Origin of the sequence: Pseudarthrobacter sp. YAF2, assembly GCF_052113345.1 — a bacterium.
GTDB lineage: Bacteria > Actinomycetota > Actinomycetes > Actinomycetales > Micrococcaceae > Arthrobacter.
Map to the genome: position 1 here is coordinate 119,511 of NZ_JBFRDA010000012.1, position 12,964 is coordinate 132,474.

14 protein-coding genes are annotated in these 12,964 nt (G+C 67.0%); 9 read left to right on the forward strand and 5 right to left on the reverse strand.

Translation table 11 applies throughout. The features are described from left to right. Nucleotide 1 precedes the first annotated feature (1 nt). Nucleotides 2-931 carry an NAD-dependent epimerase/dehydratase family protein gene (locus tag AB4Y79_RS13740; protein WP_441862747.1) on the reverse strand — a complete coding sequence of 310 codons (930 nt, stop codon included), beginning with the start codon at nt 929-931 and terminating at the stop codon, nt 2-4. A 129-nt stretch (nt 932-1,060) separates the two neighbouring features. On the opposite strand from AB4Y79_RS13740, the gene AB4Y79_RS13745 reads away from it, so the two are divergent. Both AB4Y79_RS13745 and AB4Y79_RS13750 read left to right on the forward strand, forming a co-directional pair. Further along, complete coding sequence (locus tag AB4Y79_RS13745; RefSeq protein ID WP_441862750.1) at nt 1,061-1,816, forward strand: TetR/AcrR family transcriptional regulator; 756 nt, start codon at nt 1,061-1,063, stop codon at nt 1,814-1,816. A 102-nt stretch (nt 1,817-1,918) separates the two neighbouring features. Further along, entirely contained in the window at nt 1,919-2,212 is a 294-nt protein-coding gene (locus AB4Y79_RS13750; protein ID WP_441862753.1) for a hypothetical protein, read from the forward strand. 70 nt (nt 2,213-2,282) lie between these two features. On the opposite strand, the gene AB4Y79_RS13755 is transcribed toward AB4Y79_RS13750, so the two are convergent. Continuing rightward, entirely contained in the window at nt 2,283-3,587 is a 1,305-nt protein-coding gene (locus AB4Y79_RS13755; protein ID WP_441862756.1) for an MFS transporter, read from the reverse strand. Between the two features lie 96 nt (nt 3,588-3,683). On the opposite strand from AB4Y79_RS13755, the gene AB4Y79_RS13760 reads away from it, so the two are divergent. The 6 genes from AB4Y79_RS13760 (at nt 3,684) to AB4Y79_RS13785 (ending at nt 8,918) form a co-directional block, all read left to right on the forward strand. Continuing rightward, entirely contained in the window at nt 3,684-4,007 is a 324-nt protein-coding gene (locus AB4Y79_RS13760; protein ID WP_441862759.1) for an ArsR/SmtB family transcription factor, read from the forward strand. Nucleotides 4,008-4,195: 188 nt separating this feature from the next. Further along, the gene (gene dnaK / locus AB4Y79_RS13765; RefSeq protein WP_441862762.1) at nt 4,196-6,067 is read left to right on the forward strand and encodes a molecular chaperone DnaK; all 1,872 of its coding nucleotides are present in this window, start codon (nt 4,196-4,198) and stop codon (nt 6,065-6,067) included. Nucleotides 6,068-6,069: 2 nt separating this feature from the next. Next, nucleotides 6,070-6,762 (forward strand): nucleotide exchange factor GrpE, encoded by a 693-nt coding sequence (locus AB4Y79_RS13770; protein WP_441862765.1) that lies wholly within the window; start codon nt 6,070-6,072, stop codon nt 6,760-6,762. Nucleotides 6,763-6,936: 174 nt separating this feature from the next. Beyond that, nucleotides 6,937-7,908 carry a DnaJ C-terminal domain-containing protein gene (locus tag AB4Y79_RS13775; RefSeq protein WP_441862768.1) on the forward strand — a complete coding sequence of 324 codons (972 nt, stop codon included), beginning with the start codon at nt 6,937-6,939 and terminating at the stop codon, nt 7,906-7,908. Nucleotides 7,909-7,923: 15 nt separating this feature from the next. Beyond that, complete coding sequence (locus AB4Y79_RS13780; protein WP_441862771.1) at nt 7,924-8,349, forward strand: heat shock protein transcriptional repressor HspR; 426 nt, start codon at nt 7,924-7,926, stop codon at nt 8,347-8,349. 182 nt (nt 8,350-8,531) lie between these two features. Further along, a complete protein-coding gene (locus tag AB4Y79_RS13785) occupies nt 8,532-8,918 on the forward strand; it encodes a hypothetical protein (protein ID WP_441862789.1) in 387 nt (128 codons plus the stop codon). A gap of 59 nt (nt 8,919-8,977) precedes the next feature. Here AB4Y79_RS13785 and AB4Y79_RS13790 read toward each other — a convergent pair whose 3' ends face one another. Then, a complete protein-coding gene (locus tag AB4Y79_RS13790) occupies nt 8,978-10,387 on the reverse strand; it encodes an aldehyde dehydrogenase family protein (RefSeq protein ID WP_441862774.1) in 1,410 nt (469 codons plus the stop codon). 347 nt (nt 10,388-10,734) lie between these two features. On the opposite strand from AB4Y79_RS13790, the gene AB4Y79_RS13795 reads away from it, so the two are divergent. Then, complete coding sequence (locus AB4Y79_RS13795; protein ID WP_441862777.1) at nt 10,735-10,998, forward strand: hypothetical protein; 264 nt, start codon at nt 10,735-10,737, stop codon at nt 10,996-10,998. A gap of 185 nt (nt 10,999-11,183) precedes the next feature. On the opposite strand, the gene AB4Y79_RS13800 is transcribed toward AB4Y79_RS13795, so the two are convergent. Both AB4Y79_RS13800 and AB4Y79_RS13805 read right to left on the reverse strand, forming a co-directional pair. Next, nucleotides 11,184-12,689, reverse strand: coding sequence for an NAD-dependent succinate-semialdehyde dehydrogenase (locus tag AB4Y79_RS13800; RefSeq protein WP_441862779.1), 1,506 nt, complete (start codon nt 12,687-12,689; stop codon nt 11,184-11,186). A gap of 18 nt (nt 12,690-12,707) precedes the next feature. Continuing rightward, on the reverse strand, nt 12,708-12,964 hold a 257-nt coding region (locus AB4Y79_RS13805), incomplete at its 5' end, for an aldolase/citrate lyase family protein (RefSeq protein ID WP_441862781.1).

Genomic DNA, 12,964 nt, shown 5'->3' on the forward strand with positions numbered 1-12,964 from the left:
CTCAGCCCTGCCGCCGCCACCAGTCCACGGTGGCGGCGGCAGCCGCATCCAAGGGTGTGGGCCGGACGCCAAGGGCGGCTTCCGAACGCGCCGAATCCATCACGAACGGGTGCTCGAACTGGTAGCGCGTCTCCGCCAGCTCCCGCATGTCCGTGGAAAAGAACCCCGCCGCCCGCAGGGCCCAGCCAGGCAGGACGCGGACCGTGGGTGCCCGCACGCCGGCAGCCTGGGCGAAGGCCTGGACAAGCTCCCGCTGCGTCAGGGCCGGTCCGGTGGGAGCGTGCCATACCGAATTCCAGGCAGCGGGACTGGCGGCCGCGGAGATCATCGCGGCGGCGAGGTCCGGGACATAGGTAAAGGAGTGCGGCCGGCTGGCGCTGCCCACCACGCTGACGTTCCGGCCGGCAAGTACAGGGACCACGATGCGCTCGCCGCCGTGCGCCATCCGGACCCGCGGGCCAAAGAAGTCGCCAGCCACCACGCTGACGGTAGACGCTGCCGACGCCTGCCTGGCCTGGAGCAATTGGGTGCGCACGCCGCGTTTGCCGCCGGTTGCCTGGCGTGGGCCGTCCTCGGTCATCACGCGGTCCGGCTCGCTGTAGGAGTACAGGCTTTCCGGAAAGACGACGACGGTGCCCGCCTCATGCGCCGCGTTCAACACCGCCTGCTCGGCTGCGGGCAGTTCGGCTTCCCAGGCTGCGGCGCTGTAGGACGAGCCGTGGATGCAGTGGAAGACGGCATCCACGCCGGCGATGACGCTCCGGAGCATTTCCGGATCCTTTGCGTCTCCCTTGATCCGCTCGATCAGCGGGTGTTCGGGCCCGCTGCCGGACCGGGTGACCACCCGGACGCGGTGTCCATCGGCCGCGAGCTGTTCGGCTACCGTCCAGCCCACCGGCCCCGCCCCGGTGACGACGTAGTTCTTGGACATATGTTCCTCCTGGGAAAATTGATTGCGAGAGCGGTGCTCTCGATATCAGCATGAGTTGGGTCCCCGGTCTTGTCAAGAGCGCTGCTCTTATTTGATGCCACCGCTCTCGGTTATGGCATGCTGGAGCTTGTGACGGACACAGAAAAGACGGACGCAACAGCCACCCCGGCGGCTTCCGCCCGGGTCCTGACGCCCAGGCAGCGGGCCCGGACGCAAACCGTGGCCGACATCGTCCGGCTGGGACGGCGCCACCTGGCCCTGCATGGGGCCGCGGCGCTCTCCCTCAGGGCGGTGGCCAGGGATCTGGGGGTGGTGTCCTCGGCGGTGTACCGCTATGTGGAAAGCCGGGATGAGCTGCTGACGCTGCTGCTGATTGATGCCTTCAACGAGCTGGGGGACGAGGTGGATGCCGCCATCGACGCGGTTCCAGGTGATGACCACGCCGGCCGCTTCATGGCCTGGGGCGGCGCCGTACGGACGTGGGCACTGCGCGAGCCGGCCAGCTACGCGCTCCTGTTCGGCAGCCCGGTTCCCGGCTACAACGCGCCCGCCGAGCGGACCACCGGCCCCGGTACCCGCGTGATAATCGCCCTGGTCGGCATCCTGGAGTCTGCTTTCCGGGCGGGACGGCTGGCCGTGGAGGGTGGGGCGCTGGCCCGGATCCCGGCCGCGCTCCAGGCCGACCTGGCGGCCATCCGAAATCAGTTCGGCCTCACCGTCCCCGAGGAACTCGTGGCCCGGGGACTTCTGGTATGGAGTGCGGTGTTTGGTGCCGTCAGCTTTGAGGCCTTCAGGCAATACGGGCCCGACACCTTCAGCGTTCCGGCCGAACTTTTCGACCACAACCTTGCCGTCCTTGCCGGTGTGGCAGGGCTGCAGGCGTAGGCGTCCTGCGAGGGGTATGTACAGCCCTGTTGGCAGCCGTGCGGCGTCGGTAGACTGCCAGTGCGCCCGCCCGGACGCGGAGCCTCGAAGGAGAGATGCACCATGACTGAGAACCCTGAAGTTGCAGCGGAGGAACCCCGCAAGGGCGGCAGTGCCCCGGGCCTGGAAGGAGAAGGTGGGCAGTATGTGGACGGGGACTACGGAACGGCGGGCACCGTCAACGAACCCGACAGGGACCCGGAGGGCGAATATGAGGACGGCAACTACGGCGATGCCGGAAGCACCGGCGCCGCGCGCACGGAGGAAGCCATCCGTGAAGGCCTGACCGGCGGCCAGGTCCAAGCGACCACGGAAGAGCGTGGTCCGTTGCACGGGCGCCCGGACTCCGACCGGTAAGCACCCCTGCCGGTACGTTTCCCGCGCAGCTGCGTGACGGGCCGCCGTCGTCATTCCCGGGACGGAACGCCTAGCGGCGGGCGGATTCCGGAACTGCGCCGACGGCGGATCCCTCCGTGGTGTCCGGGTGCGGCCCGGCATCCGGCGCCGCCATTTTGACGCTTTCGGCCGGTTCGGCGTCCCTGCTGCGGGCGCGGCTGATCGCAGCGACGGCAGCGAAGACCGTCACCAGGCCGCCGTAGGCGTAGGTGGTGACCGGGAGGGACAGCACGGGGGCCAGCAGCCCGGCCAGCACCGCAGGAACGCCAAACGCCGTGTAGGCCACCACGAAGAGCGAGGCAAAGGTGCCGGCACGTTCGTGGTCCTCCACCAGGGGGCTGATTGACCGGATTACGCCCATGAACGCCGTGCCAAAGCCGGCACCGGCCACCACCACGGCAGCCAGGAACAGGCCGAACGAGTCCAGGCCGATGGCCAGCAGGGACAGCGCGGTCCCCAGGGCCAGGGCCGTGGTGCCGAAGATCGTGATGGTGCGGGCGCCAAACCGGTGCAGGCAGGCAGCTGTGGCGGCGCCGGTGCCGGCCAGGATGGTGATCACCATGCCTTGCCACAGGTGTTCCCTGATGCCGAACGTGGTGTGGACGATCGCGGCGCCGAGCGAGAGGTACAGCCCGCCCGTGGCCCAGCCGGCAAACACGGCCGGCGCGCCCGTGATGAATCCGCGGCGGGCGGCCGGCGGCAAGGTCAGGTGCGGCTTCAGCGAAGCCGTCACGCCCGGGGTCCGGGGTGAGGTCTCCGGGGCGGCCCATACCAGCCCGGCGAACACCGCGTACAGGACGGTCAGCGAAACGAACACCAGGGTGCGCGGCTCCGCCAGCAGATCCAGCAACAGCCCGGACATCAGGGCGCCAAGGGCCAGGCCGCCCAGCGGCGCCACGGTGTTCCAGGCGGCACTGGAGCCGGGATGGTCCTCGGCTTCCAGGTCCGCGATGGCTGCGGAGAGCGTGGTCAGCAGGATGCCGCTGGCGATGCCCTGCAGTACGCGGGCTGCCAGGAGCATGGCCAGTGAATCGGCCACCAAAAAGGCCGTGACGCTGCATGCGAGCAGGATGAAGGCTGCGCTGATGACCGGCCTGCGGCCCAGGTGGTCCGAAATGGAGCCGAAGACCAGCAGGGCTGCCAGCAATGCCACGGCGTAGACGGCAAAGACACCGGTGGTTGCCACGGGCAGCAGGTGCAGCTGCTCCTGCAGGGTGGGGTAGAAGGGCGATGGCGCGCTGGCTCCTGCCATCATCGCTGCCGTCGCGGCCGCGATTAGGACAAAGCCCAGCCGCCGGCGGGCCTCTTGGGGCCGGACTGCGGGGGAGTGCGTCAAAATGAGCCGCCTTCTGCGTAGGGTGGGTTTGGTTCGAAAATAATCGAAACATCAGCCTACTGGCAGCGGCGTCAATAGTTCAACTAAAGTCGAACTGTGGCTACACCGGCAAACCTCCCCCATCCCGAACGCGCGGACCTCCATTTGCCCAGCGTGCTTTTTGCCCTGAGTGATCCCGACCGGCTGGAGATCGCGCGCCAACTGCGCGCCGGCCCCCTTGATATGGCCGAGTGCGCCCTGAGCAACCCGGACATGCCGAAGTCCACCAAGTCCCACCTGATGAAGGTGCTCCGCGAGGCCGGCGTGATCCGCAACGAGGCCAATGGGCGCGGCCGCCGGCTGACCCTGCGCACTGAGGACCTGGATGCTCGGTTCCCCGGACTGCTCGCGGCAGTGCTGGACGCCCCCGGCCCGGACTGACGCTTTCGTGCCGTGGCGCCGGCCGCCGTCGTACGCCCTGTTTGTACGCCCTTTTTGTACGCCCAGAGCAAAGTTGAGCGTAGTTCACTCAACTTCGGTTGACATCTGTTGAGCCCTGAGTAAAGTTGAGCCCAGAACGCTCAACCATTGGGCGCCAGCCAGTTTCCAAGGAAAGAAGGAAGCAACACATGTCACGTGCAGTAGGTATCGACCTCGGAACCACCAACTCCGTCGTCTCCGTTCTCGAAGGTGGCGAGCCCACCGTTATTGCCAACGCCGAGGGTGGCCGCACCACGCCGTCGGTCGTTGCATTCTCCAAGTCCGGCGAAGTCCTGGTCGGCGAGATCGCCAAGCGCCAGGCCGTCAATAACATCGACCGCACCATCGCCTCCGTCAAGCGCCACATGGGCACCGACTGGACCGTCGCGATCGACGACAAGAAGTACACCCCGCAGGAAATCTCCGCGCGTATCCTCATGAAGCTGAAGAACGACGCCGAGTCCTACCTGGGTGAAAAGGTCACCGACGCCGTCATCACCGTCCCGGCCTACTTCAACGACGCCGAGCGCCAGGCCACCAAGGAAGCCGGCGAGATCGCCGGCCTGAACGTCCTGCGCATCGTCAACGAGCCCACCGCCGCAGCCCTCGCCTACGGCCTGGACAAGGGCAAGGAAGACGAACTCATCCTGGTCTTCGACCTCGGTGGCGGTACCTTCGACGTCTCCCTGCTGGAAGTCGGCAAGGACGAAGACAACTTCTCCACCATCCAGGTCCGCGCCACCGCCGGTGACAACCGCCTGGGCGGCGACGACTGGGACCAGCGCGTCGTTGACTACCTGCTGAACCAGCTCAAGGTCAAGGGCATCGACCTCTCCAAGGACAAGATCGCCCTCCAGCGCCTCCGCGAGGCAGCCGAGCAGGCCAAGAAGGAACTCTCCTCCTCCTCCAGCACCAACGTCTCCCTCCAGTACCTTTCCGTCACCCCCGACGGCCCGGTCCACCTGGACGAGCAGCTGACCCGCGCCAAGTTCCAGGACCTCACCAAGGACCTGCTGGAGCGCACCAAGAAGCCGTTCCACGACGTCATCAAGGAAGCTGGCATCAAGCTTTCGGACATCAACCACATCGTGCTGGTCGGTGGCTCCACCCGTATGCCCGCCGTCTCCGAGCTGGTCAAGGAACTGGCCGGCGGCAAGGAACCCAACAAGGGCGTCAACCCGGATGAGGTCGTCGCCGTGGGTGCAGCCCTGCAGGCGGGTGTGCTGAAGGGTGAGCGCAAGGACGTCCTCCTGATCGACGTCACCCCGCTGTCCCTCGGCATCGAAACCAAGGGTGGCGTCATGACGCACCTGATCGAACGCAACACCGCCATCCCCACCAAGCGGTCCGAGACCTTCACCACCGCAGACGACAACCAGCCGTCCGTGGCCATCCAGGTCTTCCAGGGCGAACGCGAGTTCACCCGCGACAACAAACCGCTGGGCACGTTCGAACTGACCGGCATCGCGCCGGCTCCCCGCGGCGTTCCCCAGGTTGAGGTCACCTTCGACATCGACGCCAACGGCATCGTGCACGTCTCCGCGAAGGACAAGGGCACCGGCAAGGAACAGTCCATGACCATCACCGGCGGTTCCAGCCTCTCCAAGGAAGACATCGACCGCATGGTCAAGGACGCCGAGGAGCACGCAGCCGAGGACAAGGCCCGCCGCGAGGCAACCGACACCCGCAACACCGCCGAGCAGCTCGCGTACTCCGTGGACAAGCTGATCGCCGACAACGCGGACAAGCTGCCCGAAGAGGTCAAGACCGAGGTCCAAGGCGACGTCGACAGCCTCAAGAAGGCCCTCGAGGGCACTGATGACGCCGCCGTGAAGGCCGCGTTCGAGAAGCTGCAGGCCTCGCAGACCAAGCTGGGCGAAGCCATCTACTCGCAGGCCGGTTCGCCGGACGGTGCCGGTGCTCCCGGTGCCGAGGGTGCCGCCGGTACCTCAGCGGGCAGCAACGCCGATGAGGACATCGTCGACGCCGAGATCATCGACGAAGACGAAGCGAAGAAGTAGCCATGCCGCACCACGGTAACGAGGAAGAGCACAACTCATCCGCGAACCATGAGGCCAAGCAGGGCAACGGCGAGCCGGTCATCCGGGACAACCGCAAGGTTGACCCGGTGACCGGGCAGGCCCGGCACCCCGAGGGCGGCCACGCCTCCGGGGCTGCCCCCCGGCAGGGAGCTGCGGATTCGGACGGCGACGCGCTGGCCCAGGCGGAGGAAATCCTCAACGGCGTGGACGTGCCGGCAGAGGAGTCCGTGGCCCAGGGCACCAAGGCCGGCTCCGGCAACGCCGAGGCAGCCGAACTGCGCAACGACTTGCTCCGCCTGCAGGCCGAGTACGTCAACTACCGCAAGCGGGTTGAACGCGACCGCGCCGTGGCAGGGGAAATGGCCGTCATCGGCGTCCTGAACTCCCTGCTCCCGGTCCTGGACGACGTCGACGCCGCACGGCAGCACGGCGACCTGACCGACGGTCCCTTCGCCGCGATCGCCACCAAGCTGGAGAACGCGCTGAAGACCTACGGCCTGGTCCGGATCAACGAGACCGGCGTGGAGTTCGATCCCACGATCCACGAAGCCCTGATCCAGCAGCCCGGCGAAGACATCGAGGTTGACACCGTCAGCCAGGTCCTCCGCTCAGGCTACAAATCAGGAGACCGCGTCCTCCGGGCTGCGCAAGTGATTGTGGCCGTCCCGGCTTAGTCGGGGTACTTCCGGCGCTACGCCCTCGCTGGGACCGCGCCGGACGGATAAGGGGGCCCCGCCCCTACGCGTGGCGGCTTGGTCCTACGGACCTAAGCCACGCGTAGGGGCGGGGGCCCATGTATCGCGGAGAGCGTGGGCACAACTGTAAGAAGTACAAGAAAGGAAACGCCATTGGCTAGCCAGGATTGGGTGGACAAGGACTTTTACAAGATCCTTGGTGTTGCCAAGGACGCTTCCGAAGCCGATATCAAGAAGGCCTACCGGAAGCTTGCGCGGCAGCACCACCCTGATACCAACGCCGGGAACGCTGCTTCCGAGAAGAAGTTCAAGGACATCTCCGAGGCCTATTCGGTGCTTTCGGACCCCGACGAGCGCCAGCAGTATGACGCCATTCGTGCCATGGGCAGCGGGGCGCGCTTTGCCCCCGGTGGCGCCGGTGCCACCAACGGCGGGTTCGAGGACATGTTCGGTGGCCTGTTCACGGGGAACACGGGGCGCCACTCGGGCGGCTTCAACCCGTCCGCAGGCGGTATCCCGCCTGAGTTTGCGGACCTGTTCGGCGGCTTCGGTGGTTCCCCCGGATTCCAGCGCACGCCGCAGAAGGGCGCCGACCGCACCGCGTCCACGAGCATTTCGTTCGCCGGCTCCATCCGCGGCACCACCATCGGCCTGCGCGAGCCAAGCGGCGAGGTGATCGACGTCCGCGTCCCGGCCGGCATCAAGGACGGCCAGAAGGTCCGGGTCCGCGGCAAGGGCCAGCCGGGTGCCGCCGGCAATGGAGACCTGGTGGTGTCCGTCGCGGTGCAGCCGCATGCGTTCTACACGCGCGACGGCGACAACCTGCGCATCCACGTTCCCGTCACTTTCCCCGAGGCCGCCCTGGGCGCTGACATCGAAGTTCCCACCATTGACGGCGACAAGGTGAAGGTCCGAGTTCCGGCCGGCACGCCGTCGGGCCGAACCCTGCGGGTGAAGGGCAAAGGGGTGAAGACGTCCAAGGCAACCGGTGACCTGCTGGTGACCATCGACGTCGCAATTCCCAAGAATCTCAACAAGGACGCCGAAGCTGCGGTCAAGGCGTTCGCCGAGGCGACGTCGTCGGCGGACGTCCGTGAGGGCCTGGCAGCCAAGGCCCGGCTCTAGGAGCGGAGGTGAGCCGTGGACATCAGTGCTGACCAGCCGATCTTCGTGATCTCCGTGGCGGCCGAGCTTGCAGACATGCACCCGCAGACGCTGCGGCAGTACGACCGGCTTGGCATCGTCAAGCCCAGCCGTGCCCCCGGCAAGTCCCGGCGCTACTCGCAGCGCGACGTCAACATGCTGCGGGAAGTGCAGCGGCTGTCCCAGGAAGGCGTGTCGCTGGAGGGAATCAAGCGCATCCTGGAACTTGAAAACCAGGTGGCTGCCCTCCAAAGCCGGATCTCGGAACTTACCGAGGAACTGGGGCGCCGGCCGCGGGCGGTGGATTCGCGCATCTTCGCGGCCGGTGCCGCAGGCGACGTCGTGAGCCTCTCCCGCGGGCAACGGCCCCGTCCGAGGTCGCAGGCTGTCATGCTGTGGCGGCCGCGCGCCATCGGCAAGTAAGTACAGCCGACGGGCTCCAGCGAAAACTAGAGTACCCACTACTCGTGACCCCAGAGCCCCCCGAACCTTGAATGGAACCATCGCCGGATCAGCGGCGGTGGTTCCGCAAGTTTCTGGGGGTTTTCCGTGTTTGGTGTATTCAGCAAAGGCGTCAACCGCAAGGCCCGGCCATGAGCCCGGGAATGGAGTCCGTCGCTGCGTTCAGCGGCTCAATGCCGGGCCAGATGCTCCTGGCCCTGGGGCAGACCATCGTGGTGGTCTGCGTCTGCTTCGACATGGTCCGTGAACTGTCCGTCCCGAGGTCGCACCGCCGCTACGTGGCAAGCACCGTGTTCCGGACCCTGGCTATCCCGTCCATCGTCGCCAATGCCCTGACGGTCTTTGTCGCCCTGGTGATGTCGTCGTGGGTGGACGTGGTGATGGGCATGTTCGTCCTGGTAGCCATTGTCTTCCGTTTCCACCACAACCAGGACGAAGACAACTGGTGGAAGGGCAAGGGCAAGAAGCTCGCCCGCTGGGCCCGCCGGCAGTTCGCCGGCCGGACCGCCGCCGCCCCGGCCATGGCCTAGCGCCGCAAACCTCGGGAGCCCGGCACTGGCAAGCTGCGTGCCGGGCTCCCGACTCAACGTCAGCCGTTGATAACTTGCGGTACGCCGAGGGCCTTGAGGCCTTCGACGCCGAACTCCAGGCCGTAGCCGGACTGTTTGGCCCCGCCGAACGGGATGCGGGGGTCCACGGCGCCGTGCTTGTTGATCCAGACGGTGCCGGCCTGGATCCGCGCCGCCACCTCGCGGGCGGCGGCCAGGTCCCGGGACCAGACAGAGGCGCCGAGGCCGACGTCGAGCCCGTTGGCTTTTTCCACTGCTTCGTCGATGGTGCTGTAGCGGATGATGGGCAGGGCGGGGCCGAATTGTTCCTCGGCCACCAGCGGATTGTCGTTGTCGATGTCCGCCACCAGGGTGGTGGGGTAGAAGTAGCCCGGCTGGCTGGCGTCCGGGTTTCCGCCGAGCAGGACGCGCGCGCCGGAGTCTTTTGCGGCCTGCACGAGGTTGGCCACGACGTCGTACTGGGCCTTGTTCTGCAGGGGGCCAAGGAGGTTGTTCTCGTCCAGGCCGTTGCCCATGGGCATGGCGGCAGCGACGGCGGTGAGCTCCTCGCAGACAGCGTCGTAGATGTCGTCGTGGACGTACAGCCGCTTCAGGGCCGCGCAGGTCTGGCCCGTGTTGATGAAGGCGCCCCAGAAGATGTCCTGGGCGATGGCCTTGGGATCAACGTCGGGCAGGACGATACCCGCGTCGTTGCCGCCCAGTTCCAGGGTGAGCCGCTTGACGGTGTCCGCCGACGACTTAATGATGGCGCGGCCGCCGGCGGTGGAACCGGTGAACATGATCTTGCCGATCGCGGGGTGATCGGTAAGGCGCGCACCGACTTCGCGGCCGCAGGACACCACCGACAGGATGCCCTCCGGGAGTTCCTCGTTGAGGACCTTGACCAGGGCCAGGACGGACAACGGGGTGTTGCCGGAGGGCTTGACCACCACGGCGTTTCCCATGCGCAGGGCCGGGGCGAGCTGCCAGACGGCGATCATCATGGGCCAGTTCCACGGGCCGATGGCGCCGACGACGCCGATGGGCCGGTAGTGCAGTTCGGCGCGGGTCTCGCCGTCGTCCACGATGGTTTCCGGTTCCAGCGGCATGCCGGCAGTGGCGCGGAGCCACGCGACGCAGGCGCCCACTTCGAACCGGGCGTTGGGGCCGTTGAGCGGTTTGCCCTGCTCACGGGAGAGCAGCCGGGCCAGCTCCTCGGCGGAGCGTTCGACGGCGTCGGCTGCTTTCAGGAGCGCGGCGGACCGGGCGTCGTGTCCCATGGCAGCCCAGGCCGGCTGGGCAGCGACGGCCGCGGCCACGGCATTTTCCAGGTAATCGAGGCTATGGATGGGGGCTTCGCCCACAGCTTCACCGGTTGCCGGGTCAAAGATGGTCCGGCCGGTGCCGGCGGCGGGGGCAATGGACGCGAGGAGCGCATCGTAGGTTTCCAAGGGATACTCCACTTCGAGTAGGCAAGGACGCCAGCCGGTCGGCGTAGCGGGTTACTCCCCAGTCTGGGTGACAGCCCGGCCTCCGCTCTTGTGTTTGGGCGCAGGACCCTTGGCGTGGAGTGAACGGCAAAAAAATCGGCCCGCCTTATTGTGAACTAGTCAGATTAAGCCGTAGAATCGACGTCGGGCCGGCGAAGCCCTCAAGAACCGCCGGGTAACTCCTCCCCGGATACAGGCAAACGACCCCACCGAGCACCCAGCAGTGGATATCACGGCTCTTACTGCGCCACCGTGGCAGAGATGTTGGGTTATTGTGCGCCGTCACCCCACACAAGCAGGAGAACATCATGACCTTAAAGGCCGAACGCACTGCAGTGCCCGCAACAGCAGCTACCGATATCTCGCGAGGGGGCAGCTACGTTACGTTGCCGGCAGGGTCTGAAGTATCGCCGCAGCCGGAGGGCAGTTACGCCACCTTGCCAGCCGGACAGGAGGTGCCGCCGCAGCCGAAGGGCAGCTATGTCTCGCTGCCTGGAGCCCTGCCGGCAAACGGCAGCAAGGTCCAGGGCACATACGTGACACTTCCGGCGGCCCCGGGCGGGGGAGATTGAGATCAGCTGCACCTGCGTCGGCTGACCCACATCAAAAAGCACCTGCCACCCACTTCGACCTGGGGCGGCAGGCAGACGCTGGTCGACGCAGTGCTGCACTGGCCCGGTTTTAGGGGTCAAAGACTGCGGGACCCCGGTGTTGCCGGGGTCCCGCAGCTTAAAGCTGGGCCAGTGCGGCCGGTATGTCAGCCGACGTAGGGGTCGGCGATGCCGATGTATTGGGTGGTGGTGTATTCGGTGATGCCTTCGGTTCCGCCTTCGCGGCCGAGGCCTGATTGTTTGACGCCGCCGAAGGGTGCGGCGGCGTTGGAGATGACGCCGGCGTTGAACCCGACCATGCCGAATTCGATTTGTTCTGCTACCCGGAGGAGGCGGTTGAAGTCCTTGCTGTAGAGGTAGGAGGCGAGCCCGTATTCGGTGTTGTTGGCGAGCCGGATGGCGTCTTCTTCGGTAGCGAAGGTGGTGACCGGGGCGACGGGGCCAAAGATTTCCTGGCCCAGGATCGCGGCCTTGTTGGGGACGTTGGCCAGGACGGTGGGCTGGTAGAAGTAGCCGGGCCCGTCCACGGGCGCCCCGCCGGTGACGGCAACAGCACCGGCGTCGACGGCGGCACTTACCAGTGCGTGGACGTCGTCGCGGGCTCCGGCGTCAATAAGCGGACCTACTTGAGTGGTGGGCTCTGTGCCCCTACCGGTGGTCAGGGCGCCCATGGCGCTGGCGAACTTTTCGGTGAACTCTGCAGCTACGGATTCGTGGACGAGGAAGCGGTTGGCTGCGGTGCAGGCTTCGCCCATGTTCCGCATCTTGGCCGCGATGGCCCCCTCAACTGCTCGGTCCAGGTCCGCGTCCTCAAAGACGATGAACGGGGCGTTCCCGCCGAGTTCCATGGAGGTGCGCAGGACGTTCTGGGCGGCGTCGGCCATGAGGCGCTTGCCGACGGGGGTGGAGCCGGTGAAGGAGACCTTCCGGAGGCGGGAGTCCTTCAGCAGCGGCCCGGAGATCCCGGACGCGGAGGAGGAGGCGACGACGTTCAGGACGCCGGCGGGCAGGCCGGCGTCGAGCATGGTCTGCGCGAAGTACTGCGCGGTGAGGGGTGTGAGTTTGGCGGGTTTGAGGACCATGGTGCAGCCTGCGGCGACGGCGGGTGCGACCTTGCGGGTGGCCATGGCCAGCGGGAAGTTCCACGGCGTGATGAGCAGGCAGGGCCCGACCGGTTTGTGCTGGACGAGGATCTTGTTTTTGCCCTCGGGGGTGGTGAGGTAGCGGCCGTAGTCGCTGACGGTTTCCTCTGAGAACCAGCGCAGGAACTCGGCGCCGTAGGTGACTTCGCCGCGGGCTTCGGCGAGGGGTTTGCCCATTTCCAGGGTCATGAGCAGGGCGAAGTCCTCGGCCCGCTCGGTGACCAGGTCAAAGGCGCGTCGTAGGATCTCGGCCCGGGTCCTGGGTGCGGTGCGTGCCCAGGACGCCTGCACGGCGTCGGCCGCATCAAGTGCGGCGACCGCGTCCGCGCTGGTGGCGGAGGCGAGGGTGGCGAGCACCTCCCCGGTGGCGGGATCGTGCACGTCGAACGTGCCGCCGTCGGACGCCTCCCGCCATTCGCCGTTGATCAGCAGGCCGGTGGGCACGGACGCCAGCAGGGACGCCTCGCGCTCCGGTGAGATGGCAGGGGGCAGTGCAGTAGTAACTGTCATGGGGAAGTCCTTAGGGTGTCAGTAGCTGGCGCGGGTTCCGCCGCCGGCCTGGGAAATGTATTTCGCGGCGAGGGCTTCGGAGCCGCGGGCCAGGAGGGCGACGTCGGCCCCCACCAGGATGAAGCCGGCGCCGTTCGCGAGGTAGTGCTGGGCGGTGTCCGGGTTGAAGGCGTTGACGCCGGCGGGCTTGCCGGCCGCTTTGGCGGCGGACAGGCAGTGTTCGACGGCGGCGCGCACTTCGGGGTGTTCCTGCTGTCCCAGCAGGCCCATGGACG

Coding starts and splice junctions, on each gene's coding strand:
- dnaK (WP_441862762.1), top strand. CDS start 4,196: ATGTCACGTGCAGTAGGTATCGACCTCGGAACCACCAACTCCGTCGTC.
- AB4Y79_RS13800 (WP_441862779.1), bottom strand. CDS start 12,689: ATGACAGTTACTACTGCACTGCCCCCTGCCATCTCACCGGAGCGCGAG.
- AB4Y79_RS13795 (WP_441862777.1), top strand. CDS start 10,735: ATGACCTTAAAGGCCGAACGCACTGCAGTGCCCGCAACAGCAGCTACC.
- AB4Y79_RS13740 (WP_441862747.1), bottom strand. CDS start 931: ATGTCCAAGAACTACGTCGTCACCGGGGCGGGGCCGGTGGGCTGGACG.
- AB4Y79_RS13770 (WP_441862765.1), top strand. CDS start 6,070: ATGCCGCACCACGGTAACGAGGAAGAGCACAACTCATCCGCGAACCAT.
- AB4Y79_RS13750 (WP_441862753.1), top strand. CDS start 1,919: ATGACTGAGAACCCTGAAGTTGCAGCGGAGGAACCCCGCAAGGGCGGC.
- AB4Y79_RS13785 (WP_441862789.1), top strand. CDS start 8,532: ATGGAGTCCGTCGCTGCGTTCAGCGGCTCAATGCCGGGCCAGATGCTC.